Annotated in this window: 23 protein-coding genes; 7 read left to right on the forward strand and 16 right to left on the reverse strand. The window is 70.9% G+C overall.

The features are described 5' to 3' along the window. Positions 1 to 145: 145 nt before the first annotated feature. Positions 146 to 1399, forward strand: a complete 1254-nt coding sequence (locus ACIGXO_RS32695) for a PTS transporter subunit EIIC (protein WP_399794143.1) — start codon at positions 146 to 148, stop codon at positions 1397 to 1399. 90 nt (positions 1400 to 1489) lie between these two features. Here the strand turns inward: ACIGXO_RS32695 and ACIGXO_RS32700 are convergent, their stop codons facing one another. After that, positions 1490 to 2242 carry an MBL fold metallo-hydrolase gene (locus ACIGXO_RS32700; RefSeq protein ID WP_399794145.1) on the reverse strand — a complete coding sequence of 251 codons (753 nt, stop codon included), beginning with the start codon at positions 2240 to 2242 and terminating at the stop codon, positions 1490 to 1492. A 253-nt stretch (positions 2243 to 2495) separates the two neighbouring features. Here ACIGXO_RS32700 and ACIGXO_RS32705 point away from each other — a divergent pair, with 253 nt between their 5' ends. Further along, positions 2496 to 3017 carry a type II toxin-antitoxin system PemK/MazF family toxin gene (locus ACIGXO_RS32705; protein ID WP_399794147.1) on the forward strand — a complete coding sequence of 174 codons (522 nt, stop codon included), beginning with the start codon at positions 2496 to 2498 and terminating at the stop codon, positions 3015 to 3017. Positions 3018 to 3103: 86 nt separating this feature from the next. Here the strand turns inward: ACIGXO_RS32705 and ACIGXO_RS32710 are convergent, their stop codons facing one another. The 7 genes from ACIGXO_RS32710 to clpS form a co-directional block, all read right to left on the reverse strand. Then, a complete protein-coding gene (locus tag ACIGXO_RS32710) occupies positions 3104 to 4054 on the reverse strand; it encodes a PLP-dependent cysteine synthase family protein (RefSeq protein ID WP_399794149.1) in 951 nt (316 codons plus the stop codon). Further along, on the reverse strand, positions 4054 to 4332 hold the full coding sequence (locus ACIGXO_RS32715) for a MoaD/ThiS family protein (protein WP_399794151.1): 279 nt from the start codon (positions 4330 to 4332) through the stop codon (positions 4054 to 4056). The genes ACIGXO_RS32710 and ACIGXO_RS32715 overlap by 1 nt, the downstream gene beginning before the upstream one ends. 178 nt (positions 4333 to 4510) lie before the next feature. Next, complete coding sequence (locus ACIGXO_RS32720) at positions 4511 to 4624, reverse strand: putative leader peptide (RefSeq protein WP_342668472.1); 114 nt, start codon at positions 4622 to 4624, stop codon at positions 4511 to 4513. A 148-nt stretch (positions 4625 to 4772) separates the two neighbouring features. Further along, positions 4773 to 5207 (reverse strand): Mov34/MPN/PAD-1 family protein, encoded by a 435-nt coding sequence (locus ACIGXO_RS32725; RefSeq protein ID WP_030250248.1) that lies wholly within the window; start codon positions 5205 to 5207, stop codon positions 4773 to 4775. A 93-nt stretch (positions 5208 to 5300) separates the two neighbouring features. Further along, positions 5301 to 6752: an amino acid permease gene (locus ACIGXO_RS32730; protein ID WP_399794154.1), complete on the reverse strand. Its 1452-nt coding sequence runs from the start codon at positions 6750 to 6752 to the stop codon at positions 5301 to 5303. A 341-nt stretch (positions 6753 to 7093) separates the two neighbouring features. After that, on the reverse strand, positions 7094 to 7696 hold the full coding sequence (locus ACIGXO_RS32735) for a DUF2017 domain-containing protein (protein ID WP_399794156.1): 603 nt from the start codon (positions 7694 to 7696) through the stop codon (positions 7094 to 7096). Further along, positions 7696 to 8007 (reverse strand): ATP-dependent Clp protease adapter ClpS, encoded by a 312-nt coding sequence (gene clpS, locus ACIGXO_RS32740; protein WP_399794158.1) that lies wholly within the window; start codon positions 8005 to 8007, stop codon positions 7696 to 7698. Before clpS ends, ACIGXO_RS32735 begins: the two co-directional genes overlap by 1 nt. A 189-nt stretch (positions 8008 to 8196) precedes the next feature. On the opposite strand from clpS, the gene ACIGXO_RS32745 reads away from it, so the two are divergent. Continuing rightward, positions 8197 to 9525 (forward strand): nicotinate phosphoribosyltransferase, encoded by a 1329-nt coding sequence (locus ACIGXO_RS32745; protein WP_399794160.1) that lies wholly within the window; start codon positions 8197 to 8199, stop codon positions 9523 to 9525. 271 nt (positions 9526 to 9796) lie between these two features. Continuing rightward, positions 9797 to 10393 carry an isochorismatase family protein gene (locus tag ACIGXO_RS32750; RefSeq protein ID WP_399794162.1) on the forward strand — a complete coding sequence of 199 codons (597 nt, stop codon included), beginning with the start codon at positions 9797 to 9799 and terminating at the stop codon, positions 10391 to 10393. 20 nt (positions 10394 to 10413) lie between these two features. Here ACIGXO_RS32750 and ACIGXO_RS32755 read toward each other — a convergent pair whose 3' ends face one another. Together ACIGXO_RS32755 and ACIGXO_RS32760 are read right to left on the reverse strand one after the other, a co-directional pair. Further along, entirely contained in the window at positions 10414 to 10749 is a 336-nt protein-coding gene (locus ACIGXO_RS32755; protein WP_399794164.1) for a hypothetical protein, read from the reverse strand. A gap of 192 nt (positions 10750 to 10941) precedes the next feature. Further along, positions 10942 to 13335, reverse strand: coding sequence for an immune inhibitor A domain-containing protein (locus ACIGXO_RS32760; protein ID WP_399794166.1), 2394 nt, complete (start codon positions 13333 to 13335; stop codon positions 10942 to 10944). 345 nt (positions 13336 to 13680) lie between these two features. Here ACIGXO_RS32760 and ACIGXO_RS32765 point away from each other — a divergent pair, with 345 nt between their 5' ends. Next, positions 13681 to 13971, forward strand: a complete 291-nt coding sequence (locus ACIGXO_RS32765) for a hypothetical protein (RefSeq protein WP_037800964.1) — start codon at positions 13681 to 13683, stop codon at positions 13969 to 13971. Between the two features lie 14 nt (positions 13972 to 13985). Here the strand turns inward: ACIGXO_RS32765 and ACIGXO_RS32770 are convergent, their stop codons facing one another. Together ACIGXO_RS32770 and ACIGXO_RS32775 are read right to left on the reverse strand one after the other, a co-directional pair. Next, the gene (locus tag ACIGXO_RS32770) at positions 13986 to 14591 is read right to left on the reverse strand and encodes an RDD family protein (protein WP_399794168.1); all 606 of its coding nucleotides are present in this window, start codon (positions 14589 to 14591) and stop codon (positions 13986 to 13988) included. Positions 14592 to 14825: 234 nt separating this feature from the next. Continuing rightward, complete coding sequence (locus ACIGXO_RS32775; RefSeq protein ID WP_399794171.1) at positions 14826 to 16448, reverse strand: RDD family protein; 1623 nt, start codon at positions 16446 to 16448, stop codon at positions 14826 to 14828. Between the two features lie 254 nt (positions 16449 to 16702). Between ACIGXO_RS32775 and ACIGXO_RS32780 the strand changes: the two genes are divergently transcribed. Further along, positions 16703 to 17179: an SsgA family sporulation/cell division regulator gene (locus ACIGXO_RS32780; RefSeq protein ID WP_030250286.1), complete on the forward strand. Its 477-nt coding sequence runs from the start codon at positions 16703 to 16705 to the stop codon at positions 17177 to 17179. 68 nt (positions 17180 to 17247) lie between these two features. Further along, positions 17248 to 17595 (forward strand): tetratricopeptide repeat protein, encoded by a 348-nt coding sequence (locus ACIGXO_RS32785; RefSeq protein WP_399794174.1) that lies wholly within the window; start codon positions 17248 to 17250, stop codon positions 17593 to 17595. Positions 17596 to 17770: 175 nt separating this feature from the next. Here the strand turns inward: ACIGXO_RS32785 and ACIGXO_RS32790 are convergent, their stop codons facing one another. The 4 genes from ACIGXO_RS32790 to hppD form a co-directional block, all read right to left on the reverse strand. Next, on the reverse strand, positions 17771 to 19213 hold the full coding sequence (locus ACIGXO_RS32790) for a dihydrolipoyl dehydrogenase family protein (RefSeq protein ID WP_399794176.1): 1443 nt from the start codon (positions 19211 to 19213) through the stop codon (positions 17771 to 17773). Positions 19214 to 19309: 96 nt separating this feature from the next. Beyond that, positions 19310 to 19597: a hypothetical protein gene (locus tag ACIGXO_RS32795; protein WP_399794177.1), complete on the reverse strand. Its 288-nt coding sequence runs from the start codon at positions 19595 to 19597 to the stop codon at positions 19310 to 19312. A gap of 140 nt (positions 19598 to 19737) precedes the next feature. Further along, positions 19738 to 21102, reverse strand: a complete 1365-nt coding sequence (locus ACIGXO_RS32800; protein WP_399794179.1) for an FAD-binding oxidoreductase — start codon at positions 21100 to 21102, stop codon at positions 19738 to 19740. Positions 21103 to 21233: 131 nt separating this feature from the next. After that, positions 21234 to 22379 carry a 4-hydroxyphenylpyruvate dioxygenase gene (hppD, locus tag ACIGXO_RS32805; RefSeq protein ID WP_399794181.1) on the reverse strand — a complete coding sequence of 382 codons (1146 nt, stop codon included), beginning with the start codon at positions 22377 to 22379 and terminating at the stop codon, positions 21234 to 21236. Positions 22380 to 22486 lie beyond the last annotated feature (107 nt).

Consider the following 22486-nt stretch of genomic DNA (forward strand, 5'->3'; position numbering starts at 1 on the left):
GTTCCGCGTGCCGCCGTAACGATCAGGAGGAACGGATTCCTTTATGCGGTGACGACATGCTAAGTATGGTCTAAACCACTCAGTGGTGTAGACCAGACTAGCGGGCTGCCCTTTCCCCCGAGCCCGCCTCACCAGGAGGAATCCGATGAGTACGGCCACCGCCGGCAAGGCGGCACCCGCGAAGAAGCGGGGATCCGGCCTGTTCCAGGGCCTGCAGAAGATCGGTCGCAGCCTCCAGCTGCCGATCGCCGTCCTGCCCGCCGCGGGCATCCTCAACCGGCTGGGCCAGCCCGATGTCTTCGGCAAGGACGGCCTGGGCTGGATCGACGTGTCGAAGGTCTTCGCCGCTGCGGGCGGTGCGGTCTTCGACAACCTGCCGCTGCTGTTCTGCATAGGCGTGGCCATCGGCTTCGCGAAGAAGGCCGACGGCTCCACCGCGCTGGCCGCCCTGGTCGGCTTCCTGGTCTACAGCAACGTCCTCAAGGCATTCCCCGTCGAGGAAGGCCACATCGACCACGGCAAGTGGGTCGAGCCGGTGGTGAACAACCCCGGCGTGCTCGGCGGCATCATCATGGGCCTGCTGGCCGCGGTCCTGTGGCAGCGCTTCCACCGCACCAAGCTGGTGGACTGGCTGGGCTTCTTCAACGGCCGCCGGCTGGTCCCGATCATCATGGCCTTCGTCGGCACCGCGGTCGGCGTGCTCTTCACCCTGGTCTGGGAGCCGATCGGCGACGCGATCTCAAGCTTCGGCGAGTGGATGACCGGTCTCGGCGCGTTCGGCGCGGGCCTCTTCGGCCTGATCAACCGCGCGCTGATCCCGATCGGCATGCACCAGTTCGTGAACACCGTCTCGTGGTTCCAGCTCGGCGACTTCACCGACGCGGCCGGCAAGGTCGTGCACGGCGACATCGGCCGCTTCTTCGCGGGCGACCCGAGCGCCGGCCAGTTCATGTCCGGCTTCTTCCCGATCATGATGTTCGGCCTGCCGGCCGCCGCGCTGGCCATCGCGCACACCGCGCGCCCGGAGCGCCGCAAGGCCGTCCTGGGCATGATGATCTCGCTCGGCCTGACCTCGTTCGTCTGCGGTATCACCGAGCCGATCGAGTTCACCTTCATGTTCATCGCGCCGGTGCTGTACGGGATCCACGCGGTGCTGACCGCCATCTCGATGGCGGTGACCTGGGCGTTCGGCGTGCACGACGGCTTCACGTTCTCCGCCGGCTTCATCGACTACGTACTGAACTGGAACCTCGCGACCAAGCCGTGGATGATCATCCCGATCGGTCTGGTCTTCGCGGTGGTCTACTACGTGCTCTTCCGCTTCGCGATCACGAAGTTCAACCTCTCCACCCCGGGCCGCGAGCCCGAGGAGGAGGTCGAGGACCTCACCAAGGCGTGAGCCCGCACCGCCCATGGGGAAGGCCCCGGAACCGTACGCCGGTTCCGGGGCCTTCCCCATGGGTCCTCGAGGCATGGCCCTCAAGGGGCGTCAGATCTCGTACACCGCGCCCGCCTTGGCGACCTCCACCGGGCCGTTGAAGACCTCCTGCGCGTCGCGGAGGTTGATGCCGGGGTCGGTCCACGGGGGGATGTGGGTGAGCACCAGCCGGCCGGCCCGGGCGCGGGCCGCGTGCTCGCCCGCCTCGCGGCCGTTGAGGTGCAGGTCGGGGATGTCTTCCTTGCCGTGCGTGAAGGACGCCTCGCAGAGGAAGAAGTCGGTTCCCTCGGCGAGGGTGTCCAGCGCCGCGCAGACGCCGGTGTCGCCGGAGTACGTCAGCGACCGGCCGCCGTGCTCGATGCGGAAGCCGTACGCCTCCACGGGGTGGCTGACCTGTTCCGTACGGATCGTGAAGGGGCCCACGGTGAAGGTGCCGGGGGCCAGCGTGCGGAAGTCGAAGACCTCGCTCATGGCGTGGTCATGGGGCAGGTCGGCGTGGGCGGCGGTGAGGCGCCGGTCCGTACCGGCGGGGCCGTAGACCGGCATCGGGGCGCAGCGGCCGCCGTCGGGGCGGTAGTAGCGCACGACGAAGTATCCGCAGAGGTCGATGCAGTGGTCGGCGTGCAGGTGGGAGAGGAGTACCGCGTCGAGGTCGTAGAGACCGCAGTGGCGCTGCAGCTCGCCGAGGGCACCGTTGCCCATGTCGATGAGCAGCCTGAAGCCGTCGGCCTCCAAGAGGTAGCTCGAACAGGCCGATTCCGTCGAAGGGAACGACCCCGAGCAACCGACGACAGTGAGCTTCATAGGGGCGTGAACCTCCGTGGGCGGGGGGCGGTGCGGCGGGTCCATGCGGGGCTGGGGCCGTGCTCGGCCGGTCCGTACCAGTCGTTGCAGTGCCCACGAGGGTAAGGCGCGAAAGGGCCGGTGGCTCCTCCAGCGGGGCGAGCTGTGGGCGGAATCACCAGTCCGGGTGGGCCTTTGTGCCGGGAGGGGCGGGGGCCGGTATATACGGTCGCCTGGCGGGAAGATCTTCCGGGCGGCGAGCGAGGAGGCAGGCGTGGACACCTCATGGTGGCCGGCGGTGCTGGCCGTGGTCGTACTGGCGCTGGTGGCGGCGGTCGTCGACGGGCGGGCCCGCTCGGACCGCGGTCCGCGGCGCGGCGGCCGGCGGCCCGGGCGCGGACCGCGCCGGGACGGCGGGCGCGGTACGGGGCGTACCTCGCGGCGCCCCGGTGATCTGCCGGTCCGTACGCGGCCCGGCAAGGGCGGTGCTCCGGAGCCGGGCGAGATCTGGTGGGCGAAGGTGCCGTTCGAGGACATGGCGGCCGCGAAGGACCGGCCGTGCCTGGTGCTGGCCGTACGGGGCGGGTCCGCGCTGGTCGCGAAGATCACCAGCCGGTACCACGACGAGCGGCCCGGGGTGATCCCGCTGCGGCCCGGGACGGTGGGCGACGCGCAGGGCCGGCCGAGCTTCCTGGAGACGGACGAGCTGCGGGAGGTCGCGGTGGCCGACTTCCGGCGCCGCGCGGGCACGGTGGATCCGCTGCTGTGGGACCAGGTCCGGCATCTGGCCCGGTAAGCGCCCCGGAAGGCCCCGGAGAGAGCGAAGGCGCCCGGCCGCAGGGGCCGGGCGCCTTCGTGAAGCGAGTCAGCTCGCGGACGGGCTCACGCCCACAGCTGGCCGTGCAGCGTCTCGATGGCCGCTTCGGTGCTCTCCGCGGTGTAGACGCCGGTGGAGAGGTACTTCCAGCCGCCGTCGGCGACGACGAACACCACGTCGGCGCTCTCGCCGGCCTTGAGGGCCTTCTTCGCGACGCCGATCGCTGCGTGCAGCGCGGCGCCGGTGGAGACGCCCGCGAAGATGCCTTCCTCGGCGAGGAGTTCACGGGTGCGGCGTACCGCGTCCGCCGAGCCGACCGAGTAGCGGGTGGTCAGCACGGACTCGTCGTAGAGCTCCGGGATGAAGCCCTCGTCGAGGTTGCGCAGGCCGTAGACGACGTCGTCGTAGCGCGGCTCGGCGGCCACGATGTTGACGCCGGGCACGTGCTCGCGCAGGTAGCGGCCGACGCCCATGAGGGTGCCGGTGGTGCCGAGCCCCGCGACGAAGTGCGTGACGGAGGGCAGGTCGGCGAGGATCTCCGGGCCGGTGGTGGCGTAGTGGGCGCCCGCGTTGTCCGGGTTGCCGTACTGGTAGAGCATCACCCAGTCGGGGTGCTCGGCCGAGAGCTCCTTGGCGACCCGTACGGCGGTGTTGGAGCCGCCGGCGGCGGGGCTGGAGATGATCTCCGCGCCCCACATGGCGAGCAGCTCGCGGCGCTCCTGGGAGGTGTTCTCCGGCATGACGCACACGATGCGGTAGCCCTTGAGCTTGGCCGCCATGGCGAGCGAGATGCCGGTGTTGCCGCTGGTGGGCTCCAGGATCGTGCAGCCGGGGGTGAGCCGGCCGTCCTTCTCCGCCTGCTCGATCATGTGCAGCGCGGGGCGGTCCTTGACGGAGCCGGTGGGGTTGCGGTCCTCCAGCTTGGCCCAGATCCGCACGTCGTCGGCGGGCGACAGCCGCGGCAGGCGCACCAGGGGGGTGTTGCCTACCGCGGCGAGCGGGCTGTCGTACCGCATCAGCGCATGCCGCCGGCGACGGCGGGGAGGATCGTCACGCTGTCGCCGTCGGCGACCTTCGTGGAGATGCCCTCGAGGAAGCGGACGTCCTCGTCGTTCAGGTAGACGTTGACGAAGCGCCGCAGCTGCCCGCCGTCCACCAGGCGCTCCTTGATGCCGGCGTGCCGGGTCTCCAGGTCGTCGAAGAGCTCGCCGAGGGTGTCGCCGCTGCCCTCCACGGCCTTCTGGCCGTCGGTGTGGGTGCGCAGGATGGTCGGGATTCGGACCTCGATGGCCATGAGGATGCTCCTGTTTCGGCTGGCTGGGACGCTTCCCGGAAGGGCCGGAGAGCGAGTCTGGAGTGCGCCGCTGCGGGGCGCGTCGGGCGAGGGCGCGTCCTGGGACGCGGGCGGGGCATACGTTCAGCCCGCCGGCCGTTCTCGGCCGGGCGCCTGTCGTGCGGGCAGGCGGAACCGGTCAGCCGGCTGCGCGGCGCGGACACATCGCGCTGGCAAGGCGGCACAGGTCGACGTGCAGCCGCGCAACGAGCAGCATGCCCGGCGTCTTCTCGCTCACGTCGTGGTCAACCATGCGGTCATCGTATCGATTCCCGGTCCGGGTACTGGAACCCGGTCTCGGGATGCGGACGGACGGTGCACACCATGTGGGATGCGGCCAATCAGGACGCCCCGGCGGGCCGTGCGCCGCCGGGGCCGTCACGGGCAAGAGGTGACCGGTGTCACGCGTACGCGTCGACGACCTCGACCTCTTCTTCGGTGATCACACCGTCCACGATCCGGTAGGAGCGGAACTGGAACGGGCCCGCGTCATCGGTGTCCGCGGTGGAGACCAGGACATAGTGCGCGTTCGGCTCGTTCGCGTACGAGACGTCCGTACGGGACGGGTACGCCTCGGTCGCGGTGTGCGAGTGATAGATGACGACGGGCTCCTCGTCCCGGTCGTCCAGCTCGCGGTAGAGCTTGAGCAGATCGGTGGAGTCGAATTCGTAGAACGTGGGCGAGCGTGCCGCGTTCAGCATCGGGATGAACCGCTCGGGGCGGCCGTCGGCGGGCGCCGGCGTCGGGCCCGCCAGGACCCCGCACGCCTCGTCGGGGTGGTCCTTGCGGGCGTGCTCGACGATCTGGTCGTAGAGGGCCCGGGTGATGGTCAGCATGGTGACCAGAATAAGCATCGGGCCCGTACGTACCACCAAGTGATACGTACGGGCCCGGATGCTGGACGGCGAAGTGCAGACCGCCGCGGCGGGTCAGTCCTTCTTCGAGCTGTCGACGGGGCTCTTGGCCGCGAAGACGTTGGGGTCCCGGCGCTTGATGACCAGGTAGCCGATGCCCATGACCGCGGCCCAGATCGGCGCCGCGTACAGCGAGATCCGGGTGTCCGGGTCGATGCCCATCATCACGATGACCATGGCGATGAAGGCCAGCGCGAAGACCGAGGTGTACGGCGCGCCGGGGGCCTTGAACTCCGACTGCGGCAGCAGGCCGCGCTTCGCCTTGGCCCGGTAGCGCAGCTGCGAGAGCAGGATGACGATCCAGGCCCACATGCCGGAGATGGTGGCGAAGGAGACGACGTAGTTGAAGGCTTCGCCCGGCCACTGGTAGTTGACCCACACGCCGACCAGCATCATCGCGACGGAGACGCCGGTGCCGGTGGTCGGCAGGCCGTTCTTGCTGAGCCGGTCGAAGATCTTCGGGCCCTGGCCGTTGCGGGACAGGTCACGCAGCATGCGGCCGGTGGAGTACATGCCCGAGTTGGCCGAGGACAGCGCCGCGGTGAGCACGACGAAGTTCACGATGCCGGCGCCGGCCGGCAGGCCGATCTTGGCGAAGGCCGCGACGAAGGGGCTGACGCCCGGCTCGAAGACGGTCCAGCTGACGACGGACAGGATGATGATCAGCGAGCCGATGTAGAAGAGGCCGATCCGCCACGGCACGGTGTTGATCGCCTTGGGCAGGACCTTCTTCGGGTCGGTGGCCTCACCCGCGGTGACGCCGACCAGCTCGACGGCGAGGAAGGCGAACATCACGATCTGCAGGGTCATCAGCGTGCCGCCGATGCCCTTGGGGAAGAAGCCGCCGTCGGACCACAGGAGGCTGAAGGACGCGGTGTCACCGGCGTCGGAGAAGCCCAGCGTGATCACGCCGAGGCCGATCAGGATCATGCCGATGATGGCGGTGACCTTGACCATGGAGAACCAGAACTCCAGCTCACCGAAGATCTTCACGGAGATCAGGTTGATCCCGAAGAGGGCGACGGTGAAGACCAGTGCGGCCACCCATTGCGGGATGTCCTTGTTCCAGTACTGGACGTATGTCGCGGCCGCCGTGACTTCCGTGATGCCGGTGACGACCCAGAAGAGCCAGTACGTCCAGCCGGTCACGAAGCCCATGAAGGGGCCGAGGAACTCGCGGGCGTACTCCGAGAAGGAGCCGGACACCGGGCGGTACATGAGCAGCTCGCCCAGCGCGCGCATGATGAAGAAGATGACGAGCCCGACGATGGCGTAGGCGAGGATGATGCTCGGCCCGGCCTTGGAGATCGCTTTGCCCGCCCCGAGGAACAGGCCCGTTCCGATGGCGCCACCAATGGCGATCATCTGGATCTGCCGGTTTCCCAAACCGCGCTGATAGCCCTCTTCGGGGGCAGACCCGGTGGCGTCCTTGACGCCTTGCTGACTGTCGACCTGCGCAGAGGTCATGTGTGGTGCGCCTTTCTCCATTCCGACCCGGTCTGTTCCGGATCGGGTCCCGATCCCCCCGGATGGAGTCCTGCATCGCCAACGGTCGGCCGGCGCAGCGCTCCCGCGGCGACAGGGGTGGCGTCACCTACGGCAGGTCGAGAGTTTTTACCACGACCACTTGGGATGTACTACCGGGACACCGTAGGGCACAACGACGAAAAGCCGACAAAATTCAAAAGGCGCAGGAAGGGCGGGCGCAGCAGTAATGCGATCGTTATCCGGATTTGATCGTCCGTTGAGCGAACGCATCTCCGTACGTAGTCGGGCGTACCGTCCGGGTCACGAAGGCGCTGATCCGGTCACTCCGGCAGCAGCGTCTCGATCAGGCTCTCCTGGAGCCCGCCCAGCCAGAGGTACGCCATGGCCATCGGCTTGCGCGGGTCCTCGTCCGGCAGGCCGAGCAGCTCGCTGCCGTCGTCCTCGTCGGTGACCTCCAGCCGGGTGCCGATCGCCAGCCGCAGGTCGTTCAGCGCGCCCAGCCACTGCTGGGACTCGTCCGGCTTGAGCCGCAGCACCGCTTCCTCGGAGCCCTTGCCGCCCTCGGCGGACAGCGCGTCCAGGGAGCGGACCACCGCGAGGGCGTCCTCGCGCTTGCGGGTCCGCAGGTCGTTCTCCGTGAAGCGGCGGAACTCCGCCGAGGCGGCGCGCGCGTCGTCGTCCGGCACGTGGTCCGGGCCGCCGTAGGCGTCGGGGAAGAGCCGGGCCAGCGCCGGGTCGGACGGCGGCTCGCTGGGCCCCTCGGCGAAGAGCGCGTCCAGCGGGTCCTCGCCCTCCGCGGGCTCGTCGCCGGGGCCCACCAGCTCCATCAGCTGGACGGCCAGGCTGCGCAGGATGGAGATCTCGACCTCGTCGAAGGCGGCCGTCGCGCCGCCGCCGGGCAGGGCTTCGAAGTGGCCGGCCATCAGCGGTCCTGCGTGAGGGTCGCCCAGAGGCCGTAGCCGTGCATCGCCTGCACGTCGCGCTCCATTTCTTCGCGGGTACCGCTGGACACGATCGCGCGGCCCTTCCGATGGACATCGAGCATGAGCTTGCGTGCCTTCTCCTTGGAGTACCCGAAGTACGCCTGGAACACGTAGGTCACGTAACTCATGAGATTGACGGGGTCATTGTGAACAACGGTCACCCAGGGGACATCGGGCTCCGGCACCTCGAAGGGTGCTTCCGTCGTTTCGGGACGTTCGATCTCCGTCGGTGCGACACTCACGCGTCCCATGCTGCCACCCGGCGTGGGCCAACGCACAAACGACCCCAGGGGCGCGCGCACAAATGACCCGGGGAAATCGTCAATGTGACGAGTACGCGAGGTAGCATCGTCGCATGACTGCATCCTCCGGGGGATAACCCCCGGACCCCCAGCCGGTCCGGTGCGGTTTCGGGACGTCGAATTGCGAGGTAAGTGAAAGTGAACGTTGCCGATCTGGGGCTGCCGGTGGCCGTGCCGTCGACTGCGCTCTTCACCGACCAGTACGAACTCACCATGGTGCAGGCCGCGCTGCGGTCCGGCACCGCCGACCGGCGCTCGGTCTTCGAGGTCTTCACCCGGCGGCTGCCCGAGGGGCGCCGCTACGGCGTGGTCGCGGGCACCGGCCGGCTGCTGGACGCGGTGGAGAACTTCCGCTTCGACGCCACCATCCTGGACTTCCTCACCGAGCGCGGCATCCTCGACGAGACCACCCGGAAGTGGCTCGCCGACTACCGCTTCCGCGGCGACATCTGGGGCTACCCGGAGGGCGAGGTCTACTTCCCTGGCTCCCCCATCCTGCGGGTCGAGGGCACCTTCGCCGAGGCGGTGCTGCTGGAGACGGTGATCCTCTCGATCCTCAACCACGACTCGGCGGTGGCGGCGGCCGCCTCCCGGATGTCGGTCGCGGCCGGCGACCGCCCGCTGATCGAGATGGGCGCCCGGCGCACCCACGAGCTGGCCGCGGTGGCCGCCTCCCGGGCCGCGTACGTGGGCGGCTTCCACACCACCTCCGACCTCGCGGCCGGCTTCCGGTACAACATCCCGACCGCCGGCACGAGCGCGCACTCCTTCACCCTGCTGCACGACAACGAGCGGGACGCGTTCACCGCGCAGGTCGACAGCCTCGGTGCGGGAACGACTCTGCTGGTGGACACCTACGACGTCGCGGAGGCGGTCCGTACCGCCGTGGAGGTGGCCGGGCCCGGCCTCGGCGCCGTCCGCATCGACTCCGGCGACCTGCTGCTGCTCGCCCACCGGGTGCGCCAGCAGCTGGACGAGCTGGGCGCGACCGAGACGAAGATCGTGGTCACCAGCGACCTGGACGAGTACGCCATCGCCTCGCTGGCCGCCGCGCCCGTGGACGCGTACGGCGTCGGCACCCAGCTGGTCACCGGCAGCGGCCACCCGACCTGCTCGATGGTCTACAAGCTGGTCGCGCGCGCCGACAGCGACGGCGACGGCGCGCCGCTGCGGCCGGTCGCGAAGAAGTCCATGGGCGGCAAGGCGTCCCACGGGGGCCGCAAGTGGGCCGCGCGCCGCCCGGACGCGGACGGCGTGGCGGAGGCCGAGGTCATCGGCACCGGGCCGGTGCCGGCCGAGCTCGCCGACCGGCAGCTGATGGTGCCGCTGGTGCGCGGCGGCGAGGTGGTCGCCCGCGAGCCGCTGGACGCCGCGCGCGAGCGGCACATCGCGGCGCGCGCCGGGCTGCCGATGTCCGCGATGCAGCTCTCGCGCGGCGAGGCCGTGCTGCCGACGGAGTACGTCTGAGGGGCCGCGGCCACGGCCCCTCCGGGGGCCGGCACCCCGGTACCTCGGTACGTGGGTGTCCTCGTGCGGCCGAACGGGTGGCGCGGTACGGGCGGGACTTCTCCGTGCGCCGTCCCGTGCCCCCTGGCCTGCCGCGGCGTGTCCCGAACCGCCGTACGGCGCCCACTCCCGCAGCGCGGGGCGAGTGGCTACCCTCGGTCACATCGGCGTTTGCCGTAGCCCCCACAGCCGCCACACCCTCCCCCCATTTCCCATCCGGAAGGCACGCACCATGCACCGGGCATTGATCGTCGTGGACGTCCAGAACGACTTCTGTGAGGGCGGCAGCCTCGCGGTAGCGGGCGGCTCGGACATCGCCGCCGCCATCACCGACCTGGTGGGCGAGGCGGCGGGCAGCGGATACCAGTACGTGGTCGCCACGCGTGATCACCACATCGACCCCGGCGACCACTTCTCCGTCCGGCCGGACTACCAGCACAGCTGGCCCGCGCACTGCGTCGCGGGCACCGAGGGCAGCGGCTTCCACCCCAATTTCGCGCCCGCGATCGTCTCCGGAGCGATCGACGCGGTCTTCTCCAAGGGGGAGCACTCCGCGGCGTACAGCGGCTTCGAGGGCGTGGACGAGCACGGCGCCCCGATGGCGGACTGGCTGCGCGCGCACGACGTGACCGAGGTCGACATCGCCGGCATCGCCACGGACCACTGTGTGAAGGCCACGGCGCTGGACGCGGTGCGCGAGGGGTTCCGCACCCGGGTCCTGCTGGACCTGACGGCCGGCGTGGCCGCGCACACGACGGAGGCGGCGGTCGCGGAGCTGCGCGAGGCGGGGGCGGAGCTGACGGGCAAGCCGGTGGTCAGCGCGGGCTGAGCCACCGGCCGCCGGGCGTCTCAGCTCGGACTGAGCTGCTCCGGGACGGACGGGCGCAGCAGGGCCCGTATCGGGTGCCAGGACTCCGTGTCGTCCTCCGGGGCGCCGCGCCAGACCAGCCCGTCGGGGTGGTGGAGTACGGCCGTGACCTCGTCCGGCGTGGGCGGCTCGGTGTTGCCGCGCAGGTAGACGGCGCGCAGGCCGAGGTTGCGCAGCCTGGTCAGGGCGCGCGGGCGGTTCGCGGCGTGGACGAGGACGCGTACGCGGTGGCCGCTGCCGCCCGGTCTGGGCAGCGAGAGGGCCACCACCACGCTTCCGCCCGGAAGCCTGATGAAGCCGGAGCCGGTCAGGGTCATGTTTCCCCCGTGCATGGTCGGTGCAGCGGTCGGTGCATGGTCGTGCGGCCGGCGCACGCCGGGTCGGGGCATGCGTCGGGAACCCCTCGTGAGACTACGTGTCAGCAAGAAGGCCGCAGGAGGCATCTAAACGCGATCGGCCGCCGCCCGCTAGGGGGCGACGGCCGATACGTCTTTGACCTGCGGTTTTATTTACTTCTTAGCCGCGGGTCCGACCTGGAGGACCACCGTGGAGCCGTCGTGGGCCTCGTTGGCGATCTTGATCCGGGTGTTGGTGTCAGGAACGATCACGCCACCGGTCGGGTTCGCCGTGTCGTAGTAGACCCCGTTGCGGTCGTCGAAGACGGTCACGCCCTTCTGCGACGCGATCTTCGCGGCCGTGCCGTTCTTGTGCAGGGTGAGCGCGTCGGTACGGGCGCGGGTGAAGGTCGAGTCGTAGGTCTGGAAGCGGTTGCGCATGAGCTTGCCGTCCGCCCACCTCGTGGCCTTCGGGTGCGCGTCGACCGGGAGGATCTGGCCGGCGCCCGGGTGCTCACCGACGTTGTTGTCCGCCTGCGAGGTGTCCCACAGCCAGATCAGCACGCCGTTCTGGAAGGGGAAGTGCTCGACCCAGTTCGGCCGGGTGGAGGCGAAGCCGAAGTTGTACGGGCCGGTCTTCAGCGTCCTGTCGTACGAGACGTACTGGCGGTTCTCGGCGAGGTAGTACTGCGGGTAGTCCTTGGTGAAGGACTCGCCGATGCGCGAGAAGCCCTTGGCGGTCCAGCCGTTGTCGTCACCCTCGGCGTTGTCCGTGAAGAGCGGGGCGCCGTCGGCCACGATGCTCAGCGCGTCGGCCGCGAAGCCCTTCTGGGCCACGCCGCCGTCGGTCTGGTAGCGGAACCGCAGGTCGATCTTCTTGCCCGCGTAGGCGTCCAGCGAGTAGACGAGGTCCTGGTACGCGTCGACCGTGCCGGTCAGCGCGGGCTTGTCACCGGCGTCGCGCGGGATGGCCCGGCCGTTCGCGGTGCCGTCCACCGGCGTCCAGTTGGCGCCGCCGTCCGTGGAGACCTCGGCGTACAGGTAGTCGTACTCCGCCTCGATGTCCCACCAGCCCTTGAGGTTCAGGGACGCCTTGGACTTGCCGGTGAGGTCGACGGACCGGGTGAGGGTGTTCTTCAGGTCGTCACCCATGCCGCTCCACCACTGCTTCGAGCCCTCGGCGGGCTTCACGACCGAGGTGGTGACGGCCTTCTTCGGCAGCTCGACGACGAGCGCCTGCTTGTGCTTGGTGTTGTACTCCGCGACGCCCAGCTTGTGCGTGGAGGCCGTCGCCGCCTTCGCGGTGCCGTAGTTGAGCCAGCCCAGCTGCAGCTTGTCCCAGGCGCTCATGTCGCCGGGCAGGTCGCCGATGGAGTCCTTGCCCTCGCCGAGCCAGGAGCCGGAGGACATCAGCGACCAGAAGTCGACGGAGGACTCGCCGGTCCCGCCGGTGTCGTACTCGTCCGGCAGGCCCAGGTCGTGGCCGTACTCGTGGGCGAAGACGCCGAGGCCGCCGTTCTCCGGCTGCATCGTGTAGTCGCCGACCCAGATTCCGGTGTCACCGATCTGCGCGCCGCCGGCCTTGTTCTCCCCCGGGCCGGTCCGGCCGGCGTCGGTGCCGTACGCGTACCAGCGGTGCGCCCAGATGGCGTTGGTGCCCTGGGCGCCGCCGCCCGCGGACTCGTCCTCGCCCGCGTGCACGATCTGGAAGTGGTCGATGTAGCCGTCCGGCTCGTTGAAGTTGCCGTCGGCGTCGTAGTCGTAACGGTCCCACTGGTCGTACTTGGCCAGGTCCGCCTTGATCTGCGCGTCCGTGCGGCCCTGGGCCTTCTGGCCCTTCGCCCACTGGTTCACGCCGTCGCGGATCAGGTCCCAGGCGTTGGAGCAGTTGGTCTGGCCGCAGTAGTTGGAGCCGTAACGGGCCTCGTTCCAGTCGACCTTGACCCAGTCGGAGACCTCGCCCTCGACCGAGTAACGGCCCGAGGACTGCTTCTCGTAGTACTTCGCCAGGGACTCCTTCTTCTTGTCGTGCGAGAAGTAGAGGTCCTGATAGTGCTGCTGGTTGAAGTCGGGCTGCCAGTCCGTGCTGTTGTCCGTCGCACGGTCCGGCTCGGCTATCTCGTTGTGCGCGGGACCGGCCTCGCCACCGTACTTCTTCACCGGCGGCTTGGGGCCGTCGCCGTCCGGGTCGTACATCGTGGTGTCGTCGACCTTGGTGCCGAAGTCGACCAGGATCGTGAAAATCTTGTCGGTCTTCTCCCGGCCCAGCTCGACGTACTTGCCCTTGTCCAGCTTCACCACCTGCGAACCGCCGCGCTCGGTGGTCCTGGCGTCGCCGGCTATGACCTGCCGGAGCGCTTCCTCGCGCTGCGCCTCCTGGCGGTCGCTGAAGGGGCCCTTGAGGTCGTGCTCCACCGACCGCTCGGCGGGCGCCGGGTCGTTGGACGGGCTCGCGGCCGGATCACGGCCGTCGGCCTGTGCGGCCCCCGACGCGAAAACGGCCGCCCCGATCGCGGCGGTTGCCGTGGCCAGGGCGGCCGATCTGAACAGCAATCTCTGGGATCTCACGTGCGCTGTCCTCCCCTGAATGAACGGTCGTTGGAGGCATTGCACCGGAACGCCGGGGGAAAAGACAGACCTTGTTTTGAACACATCAGCGAAGTACGTTACTTGGCTCATGATGTACGGGTATCGGACGCGTACCGGGTGATGTCCGTCCCGCACGGAGGACCCAACGGGAGCGCCGCGAGAGGCGGTTCGCCGGACGCATGAATCGGTGCGCCCCCTGTGCACCGGGCCAGTGGGTCAACTCACGCTTACCGGACGTTCCGCTCGGGCAGTAAGGACCGTAGAGTCTTTTGGCGGCGCGCCAAGTCGACTGACACCCCTGATGCTTCCGAGGACGGACCCGCCATGCCTCGACCGACTGCCGCACAGCTCGCCTACGGTTCGGCCACCGTCGTGCTCTCCACCCTCGCCATGCTGCTGCTCTCGCAGACCAGGGCGGGCATCGGGGTCGCGGTCATCGCCATCGCCGGGCTCGGGCTCGGGCTCCTCGTCGCGGTCACGGCGCCGCTGCCGCGCTTCGCGCGCGCCCGCCGGACGCGCGTCGCCGCCCCACAGGTACGGCCCGAGGGCTTCGTGGGGCGGCGTACGTCGCCGACCCGGCCTGCCGAGGCCCGGGTCGGCGAACACTCCCGTTAAAAGCTGCCTTCGAGTCAGGCGGCGGAGACCACCACCGTGCGGGCCGCCTTGTCGTGCAGGCACTGCTGGTACGGCTTGTCCCAGGTGCACCACAGGACGTTGACCAGCCAGAAGATGGGGCCGCAGCAGGGGACGATCTCCGGCAGGGTGTAGACGGCGGCGCGCACCCAGCCCGCCTGGACCGTGGGGATCGCCCCGTTCTCCAGCATCGCCACCCTGATCTTCATGGCCATCTTGCCGACGGTCTGGCCCCGGGTGGTGAGCATCAGCGCCTCGTAGATCAGATAGGCCAGCATCGTGACGCCGCTGACCACGGTCTGCTTGCCGCTGTCGTCGGTGGTGCCGGGGTAGTCCACGCCGCCGACGATGAACCACATGATCAGGCCGACCGGCACGCCGATGAGGATGCCGTCGATGATCCGCGCGAGCAGCCGCCTGCCGCGGCCGGCGAGCGGCGGCATCCCGGCGAGCGGATCGGGGGCGCCGTACGGGCCCTGGGGCGCGCCGCCGTACGGGTCACCGCTGTCCGGCGGCGGCTCCTGCGGGTGCTGCGGCTTCTTCCGGAACGGATCGTTCTCCGGCGGCTCGCCGGATCCGGGCCTCGGCTGGTCGGTACTCATGGCCCGAGTCGACCGCGTACCACCGGGCGCCGCATCCGGCGTGCGCCGTTCGGAGGAAGTGCGACGCCCCGGAGCGTGGCGCGCGCCGTGCGCGGGCGCGGCCGGACACTCCGGGGCGCACGGCCGCGCGCCGGTCCGAAGCCGTCGTCAGGACCCCGGGCGGCGCGGCCCGGCACTCAGCTCTCTGCGCTCAGCTCTCGGGGCCCTCAGCCCCCAGCCCTCAGCTCTCGGCGCTCAGCCCTCGGCCACGAACGTGCGGGCCGCCTTGTCGTGCCAGCACTGCCGCCAGGGCCGGTCGATCAGGCACCACAGGGCGTTCACCACGCCGATGACCAGCGCGCCGAGCAGGCCGTACACCAGCCAGCGCTTGGCCGCCGCGCCGAACCCCGGGGTCTCGTGCCCCTCGATGTCCAGCACCTGCACGCCGCAGACCTTCTTGCCCAGCGTGTGTCCCCACTTGGCGGTGGGCAGCGCTTCGACGAGCAGCCCGACGACCAGCAGAGCCGCGATCACGATGGCCAGATAGCCGCTGGTCGTGCCGTCCAGGAGGTAGACCGTGGTCTGCACGCCGGACTGCTTCGCGGCCTCGACCTTGTCGCCGATGTGGTCGGCCGCCGCGCTCCACAGCGGTACGACGACGCCCGCGAGCAGCGCGCACAGCACGACCGTGTCGATCAGCCGGGCGGCGAACCGGCGGCCGAGCGGCGCGGGCCGCCCCTGGGTCTGCGAGGCCGCGAAGGGGTTGTCGACCGGCGGCTTCCAGGGGATGACGCCCTCCGGCGCGCCGCCCTGCTGCGGAGCCGGGGAGGCGGGCGAGGCGGACGGGCCGGGGTAGCCGTACCCGCCGGGACCGCCCTGCTGCGGGGTCGCGGGGGCCTGCTGCGGGTAGCCGTAACCGCTCTGCTGGGGAGCCGCGGGGCCGGGCTGCGGGTAGCCGTAGCCGCCCTGCCGGTCGGCCTGCTGCGGGTAGCCGTAACCGCCCTGGCCGGGCACGGACGGGCCGCTCTGCTGCGGATAGCCGTAGCCGGTGCGGGCGGGGGCGGACTGCTGCGGGGCGGCCGGCGACTGCGCGGCCGCGGGGCCGGCTGCCGGCGCCGGCCGGTCGCGGCCCGGCCGGTCGCCGCCGCGGTCGATCCGGATCGCCATCGTGCCGTCGGCGACGGGCGGCGTGCCGGAGCCCATCGCGCGGATGGCCATGGTGCCGTCCTTGGGCACATCGGCGGCGGCGCCCTGACGCGGGCGTGCCTGGCCGGAAGCCTGCTGACCCGAAGCCTCCTGACCGGAACCTTCCTGCGCGGCCGCGGCGGCGTCCTCGCGCGGCGCGTCGCCCCACGGCTGGGCCTCGCCCGGCGCGCCCGGGGCCGCGCCCTCGCGCTGCGGCGGGACCGCGCCCCAGGACACCAGCTGGTCCTGCTCGCCGCCGAAGCCGGCCTGCCGGGAGGCGTCCGCCTGCCAGGAGGCGCCCCCGTCGGGGCTGGTGCCGTGCAGCCGCTGCGGGTCGTCCCACGTGGTGGCGGCGGACGGGACGTCCACCTCGCCGCGGTCGCGCGTCGCGAGCGCGGCGCCCTCGGGGTCCTCCCCGTCGACCTGTCCGGAGTCCCCCTCCTCGTCGAAGAAGACCGGGCCGGTCTCCTCGGCGGTGGACGGCTGCCCGGTGGACGGCGCTGCCGGGGCCGGCTCGGCCGCGGCACCCGCCGGCGGGGCCGGCATCGGCTCGCCGTCCGCGGGCGCCGGGCGGCTGGTGCCGGGCACCCAGGAGGAGCCGTTCCAGTACCGGATGTAGCCGGGGATGGACGGATCCGGGTAGTACCCAGGCGTGGGGCTGCCGCCGGCGGATCCTGACGAAGGCGCGCTCATGTCCAAAATCCCGTATCTGTGTTCAGGCCGGAGGGGGCTGACGTGGTGGAGCTACTGCAGTCTGCCGCAACGCAGCGACCACATCTATCAGACGGGGGGTGATCGCCGGGTATGTCCGGGCGCCGGACCCCTCGGAAGGGGGTTTTGAAAAAAGTTGTACGAAGTCGCGTAATGGGCCGGGAGCTACGGCCTCTATCCCTGTGCGGGCGGTTGTTCACGGGGTGCCCGCACCGGAACGTAGAGAGGCGTGACTCATGCACACCGTGGTGGAACGAGAGCTGGAACTGGGTCTGGTGCTGTCGCCGGAGCGCAGCGTCGCGGTGCCGGCCCGGCTGACCTACCGTACCGACGACCCCTATGCCGTCCACGTCGCTTTCCACATCGGCTCCGACTCCCCCGTCAACTGGACGTTCGCCCGCGAGTTGCTCGTGGAGGGCGTCTTCCGGCCGTGCGGCCACGGGGACGTGCGGGTGTGGCCGACCAAGCTCGACGGGCGCAGCCTGGTCTGCATGGCGCTGAGCTCGCCGGACGGCGACGCGCTGCTGGAGGCGCCGGCCACCGCGGTCTCGGCGTGGCTGGAGCGCACGCTGCGGCTGGTGCCGCCGGGCACCGAGGAGGATCACCTCGGGATCGACAAAGGGCTGAGCGAGCTGCTGGCGCCGGCCGCGCGCGACGAGCTGTGGCTGCGCGACCCGTGGCCGTCGGACGAGTCGCCGGAGAGCGGCGCGTAGGCGGTACGTGCGGTGCCGTCCCGGCGGCGTAGTGGAATGTTCAACCACTCCGGTGCGTTGCCGACACCATGACCGAGACGTACTACACGCACGGCAGCCCCGCCGAGCGCTGGGACCGTGCGGGCCTCTTCTTCGACGCCAAGGACTACACGACCGCGGCGCGCATCCTCGAGGGCCTCGTCGACGAGGTGCCCGAACTGGTCGCGCCGCGGCTGCTGCTGGCCCGCGCCTACTACCACTCCGCGCAGCTGTGGCGTGCGGAGACGGAGCTGCGCGCGGTCCTGGAGCGGGACCCCGTCGAGAGCTACGCCCAGCTGATGCTGGGCCGCACGCTCCAGCGGCAGGGCCGCGACGCCGAGGCCGCGGCTTACCTGCGGATGGCCGCGGCGATGACGGGCGACCCCGACCTCGCCTGACGGCCCCGGCGGCGGGGTGACGGCCCCGCCGTCGGAGTGACGATGGCGCCCCGCGCGCGGCACCGTCGTGGTTGCTCGCGCCCACGCGGCGGAGCCGCACATCGACACTTCCCCGCGCCCCTGAAGCAGCACCCTTCGGGCGCGTCCTCAGCCGGCGGCCGGGACGGACTCGCTGTCAGCCCCGGTACGTCTCCAGCAGCCTCAGCCACACCTCGCTGATCGTCGGATAGGCGGGGACGGCGTGCCAGAGCCGGGCGATGGGGACCTCGCCGGCCACCGCGACCGTCGCGGAGTGCAGCAGCTCGCCGATGGCCGGGCCGACGAAGGTGACGCCGAGCAGCACCTCGCGGTCCAGGTCGACGACCATCCGGGCGCGGCCGCGGTACCCGTCCGCGTACAGGCTCGCGCCCGCCACGCCACCCAGGTCGACATCGACGCTGCGGACGCGGTGGCCCGCGCGCTCGGCCTCCTCCGCGGTCAGCCCGACCGAGGCCGCCTCGGGGTCGGTGAAGATCACCTGCGGGACGGCGGCGCTGTCGGCGGTCGCGGCATGCGCGCCCCAGGGGTCGGTCTCCAGGAGGGGGACGCCCTGGGCGCGCGCCGCGATGGCCGCGCCCGCGATGCGTGCCTGGTACTTGCCCTGATGGGTGAGGAGGGCGCGGTGATTGACGTCACCGACCGCGTACAGCCAGCCCCCGTCGACCGCCGTCACCCGGCAGCTGTCGTCCACCTCCAGCCAGCTGCCCGGCTCCAGGCCCACGCTCTCCAGGCCGAGATCGTCGGTGCGCGGCGCGCGTCCGGTGGCGAAGAGCACCTCGTCCGCCTCGACGCGGTCGCCCCCGCCGAGGGTGAGCGTGACCGGGCCGTCCGGGCCGGGGCGGTGCACCTCCTCGACGGAGGTGTCCCAGCGGATGTCGGCGCCGCCCTCCTTCAGCGCCTCGGCGACCAGTTCACCCGCGAACGGCTCCATGCGGGCCAGCAGCGCGGAGCCCCGTACGAGCATCGTGACCCGGGAGCCCAGCGCCTGGAAGGCGGTCGCCATCTCCACGGCGACCACGCCGCCGCCGACCACCGCGAGCCGCCGCGGGACCGACTGCGCGCTGGTCGCCTCGCGGCTGGTCCAGGGCTTGGCCGTGTCCAGGCCCGGCAGGCCGGGGAGCGCCGCGCGGCTGCCCGTGCAGACCACGACGGCGTGCCGGGCGGTGAGCTCCTGACCGCCGTCGACGGTCACCCGTTTGGGCCCGGCCAGCCGGCCCCGGCCGCGCACCAGGTCGATGCCGGCCGAGTCCAGCCAGGCGACCTGGCCGTCGTCCTTCCAGTGCGAGGTGAAGGCGTCGCGGTGGGCGAACACGGCGCGGGCGTCGAGCGGCCCGGCCACCGCCTCCGGCACGCCGGGCACCCGGCGGGCGTCGGCGCGCGCGGTGACCGGCCGCAGCAGCGCCTTGGACGGCATGCACGCCCAGTACGAGCATTCGCCGCCGACCAGCTCGTTCTCCACGATGACGGCGCTCAGGCCGAGGGCGTGCGCGCGGTCGGCGACGTTCTCACCGACCGGGCCCGCGCCCAGCACCACGACGTCGTACTCCCTGTTCGCTGCGGGTTCTGCGGTCTGTGCCATCGGCGCTCTCGCTCCCTGCGTCGGGCTGTTCCGGCGATGGCCGGTCGTCGGGCCCATCCTCCGCCCGCGGGCCCGCGGGGGCCAGACGAACGGCGGTCAGCGTATTCGCGCCTCGACCGCCGCCTTGGCCTCGGCGAGCCCGGCGCCCGTCAGCTGCCGGTAGCGCTTGATCGCCTCGATCTTGCGGTCCCGGCGGAGCAGGTCGTCCACCTCGGCCATCCCCGGCCGCTCGGCGGAGATGCCGTGGTGGTCGAGCAGCAGGTCGAGCTTGCGGTCGAGCTCGCGCAGCCGGCGGTCCAGCCGACGGTTCCGGCCGTCCGGCAGGGAGATGGCGAGAACGAAGACGAGGATGACGAGGGCCACCCATGACAGTGCGGAGTCCATGACTGGACTGTAGAGCCTGCCACTGACAGTGACGGCGGCACGGACCGACAGCCGCGCGGGGCCGGCCGGTCGGTCACCCGGACCGGACAGCCGTACGTGGCCGGTCAGTTACGTGGGCCTGGCAGCCGTGCGGCCCGGCGTCAGAAGACCTTCCCCGGGTTCAACAGCCCATGCGGGTCGAAGACCTGCTTGATGCCGCGGTGCAATTCCAGGGAGACCGGGCCCAGTTCGCGGGCGAGCCAGTCCTTCTTCAGTATGCCGACGCCGTGTTCGCCGGTGATCGTGCCGCCCAGCTCCAGGCCGAGCCCCATGATCTCGTCGAAGGACTCGCGGGCCCGCCGGGACTCGTCGGGGTCCGCCGCGTCGAAGCAGACGGTGGGGTGGGTGTTGCCGTCGCCCGCGTGCGCGCAGACGCCGATGGTGAGGTCGTACTTCTCGGCGATGGCGGCACAGCCGTTGAGCAGGTCGGCGAGGCGCGAGCGGGGTACGCAGACGTCGTCGATCATGGTGGCCGTCTTCACCGCTTCGAGCGCGGTGAGGGTGAGCCGGCGGGCCTGGAGCAGCAGGTCGGACTCGGCGGCGGTCTCGGCGGGCACGACCTCGGTGGCGCCCGCGGCCTCGCACAGCGCGCCGACGGCGGCCAGGTCGGCGGACGGGTCCGGGCTGTCGAAGGCCGCGAGCAGCAGCGCCTCGGTGGAGTCCGGCAGCCCCATGTTGGCCATGGCGTTGACCGCGCGGATGCTCGTACGGTCCATCAGCTCCAGCAGCGAGGGGGCGTGGCCGCGGGCCATGATCTCGCAGACGGCCGCGCACGCTGCGTCCGTGGAGGGGAACTCCGCCGCCAGCGCGAGCTGCTGCGGCGGCTCGGGCCGCAGGCCGAGGACGGCGCGCACGACGACGCCGAGGCTGCCCTCGGAGCCGACGAAGAGCCGGGTGAGGTCGTAGCCGGCCACGCCCTTGGCGGTGCGCCGGCCGGTCTGCAGCAGCCGGCCGTCGGCGAGGACGACGTCCAGGCCGAGCACGTACTCGGCGGTGACGCCGTACTTCACGCAGCACAGGCCGCCGGACGCGGTGCCGATGTTGCCGCCGATGGAGCACATCTCCCAGCTGGAGGGGTCCGGCGGGTAGTACAGGCCGTGCTCGTTCACGGCGCGGGAGAGGGTGGCGTTGATGACGCCGGGCTCGACGACCGCGATCCGGTCGACGGGGTTGATCTCCAGGATGCGGTCCATCTTGGTGAGCGAGAGGACGATGCAGCCGTCGGAGGCGTTGGCGGCGCCGGACAGGCCGGTGCGGGAGCCCTGCGGTACGACGGGTACGCGCAGCTCGGTGGCGGTGCGCATGACGTGCTGGACCTGCTCGACGGTGCGCGGCAGGACGACGGCGGCGGGGCTGCCGGCTTCGCAGAAGCTGGCCATGTCGTTGGCGTAGGAACCGGTGACGTCGGGGTCGGTGAGGACCGCCTCTTCGGGAAGTCCGGCGCGCAGCTGTGCGATGAGGTCCATGGCGTCAGCCTTGCATCTATGTTGCATACACGGAAGATCGCGGAAGTAAGTTTCCGCCGTGCGCCGCGTTCCGCCGGGGCCCGGACGCAACACACCCGGGCCCGGGCGAACACCCGGGCCCGGCTGCGCCTTTACAAATTCCCGCGCTTCTCCTGCTCCCGCTCGATCGCCTCGAACAGCGCCTTGAAGTTGCCCTTGCCGAAGCCCATCGAGCCGTGCCGCTCGATCATCTCGAAGAAGACGGTCGGGCGGTCCTGGACCGGCTTGGTGAAGATCTGCAGCAGGTAGCCGTCCTCGTCGCGGTCGACGAGGATCTTCAGCTCGCGGAGCGTCTCGACGGGGACGCGGGTCTCGCCCGCCCACTCGCCGAGGGTGTCGTAGTACGAGTCGGGGGTGTCCAGGAACTCCACGCCGGCCGCGCGCATCGAGCGCACCGTGGCGACGATGTCGTTGGTGGCGAGCGCGATGTGCTGGACGCCGGCGCCGCCGTAGAACTCCAGGTACTCGTCGATCTGCGACTTCTTCTTCGCGATCGCGGGCTCGTTGATCGGGAACTTGACCTTGCGGGTGCCGTCCGCGACGACCTTGGACATCAGCGCGGAGTACTCGGTGGCGATGTCGTCGCCGACGAACTCCTTCATGTTCGTGAAGCCCATGACCTTGTTGTAGAAGGCCACCCACTCGTTCATCCTGCCGAGCTCGACGTTGCCGACGCAGTGGTCGATGGCCTGGAAGAACCGTTTCGCCGGGGGCTCGACGATCGGGTCGGCCGCGACGAAGCCCGGCAGGTAGGGGCCGTCGTAACCGGACCGCTCGACAAGGGTGTGCCGGGTCTTGCCGTACGTCGCGATGACCGCGCGCACGACCGTGCCGTGCTCGTCCTTGGCCTCGTACGGCTCCTCGATGCCGCGCGCGCCGTGCTCGACGGCGTAGGCGTACGCGGCGCGGGCGTCGGGGACCTCGATGGCCAGGTCGATCACGCCGTCACCGTGCGCGGCGACGTGGTCGGCGAGGAAGCGGCCCCACTCGGTCGAGGGCTTGATGACGGAGGTGAAGACGAAGCGGGCGCCGCCGGACTCCAGGACGTAGGAGGCGGTCTCGCGGCTGCCGTTCTCCGGCCCCGAGTACGCGACGCGCTTCATGCCGAAGGCCGTGGAGTAGTAGTGCACGGCCTGCTTGGCGTTGCCGACGGCGAAGACGACGGCGTCCATCCCCTTCACCGGGAAGGGGTCCGCCTGCGCTGCCGTACCGGGTGAATGATCGATGGTCTCAGTCATGGCGGCAGATTCCCTCCGAACCACAAGGTGCGCAACAGTTTGCGTTTCGTCTGCGCATATTGATCAGCGACCGGCCAGTACTCTCGGGCGATCTGTACAGCATGACC

Source organism: Streptomyces sp. NPDC053542 (assembly GCF_044544685.1).
GTDB lineage: Bacteria > Actinomycetota > Actinomycetes > Streptomycetales > Streptomycetaceae > Streptomyces.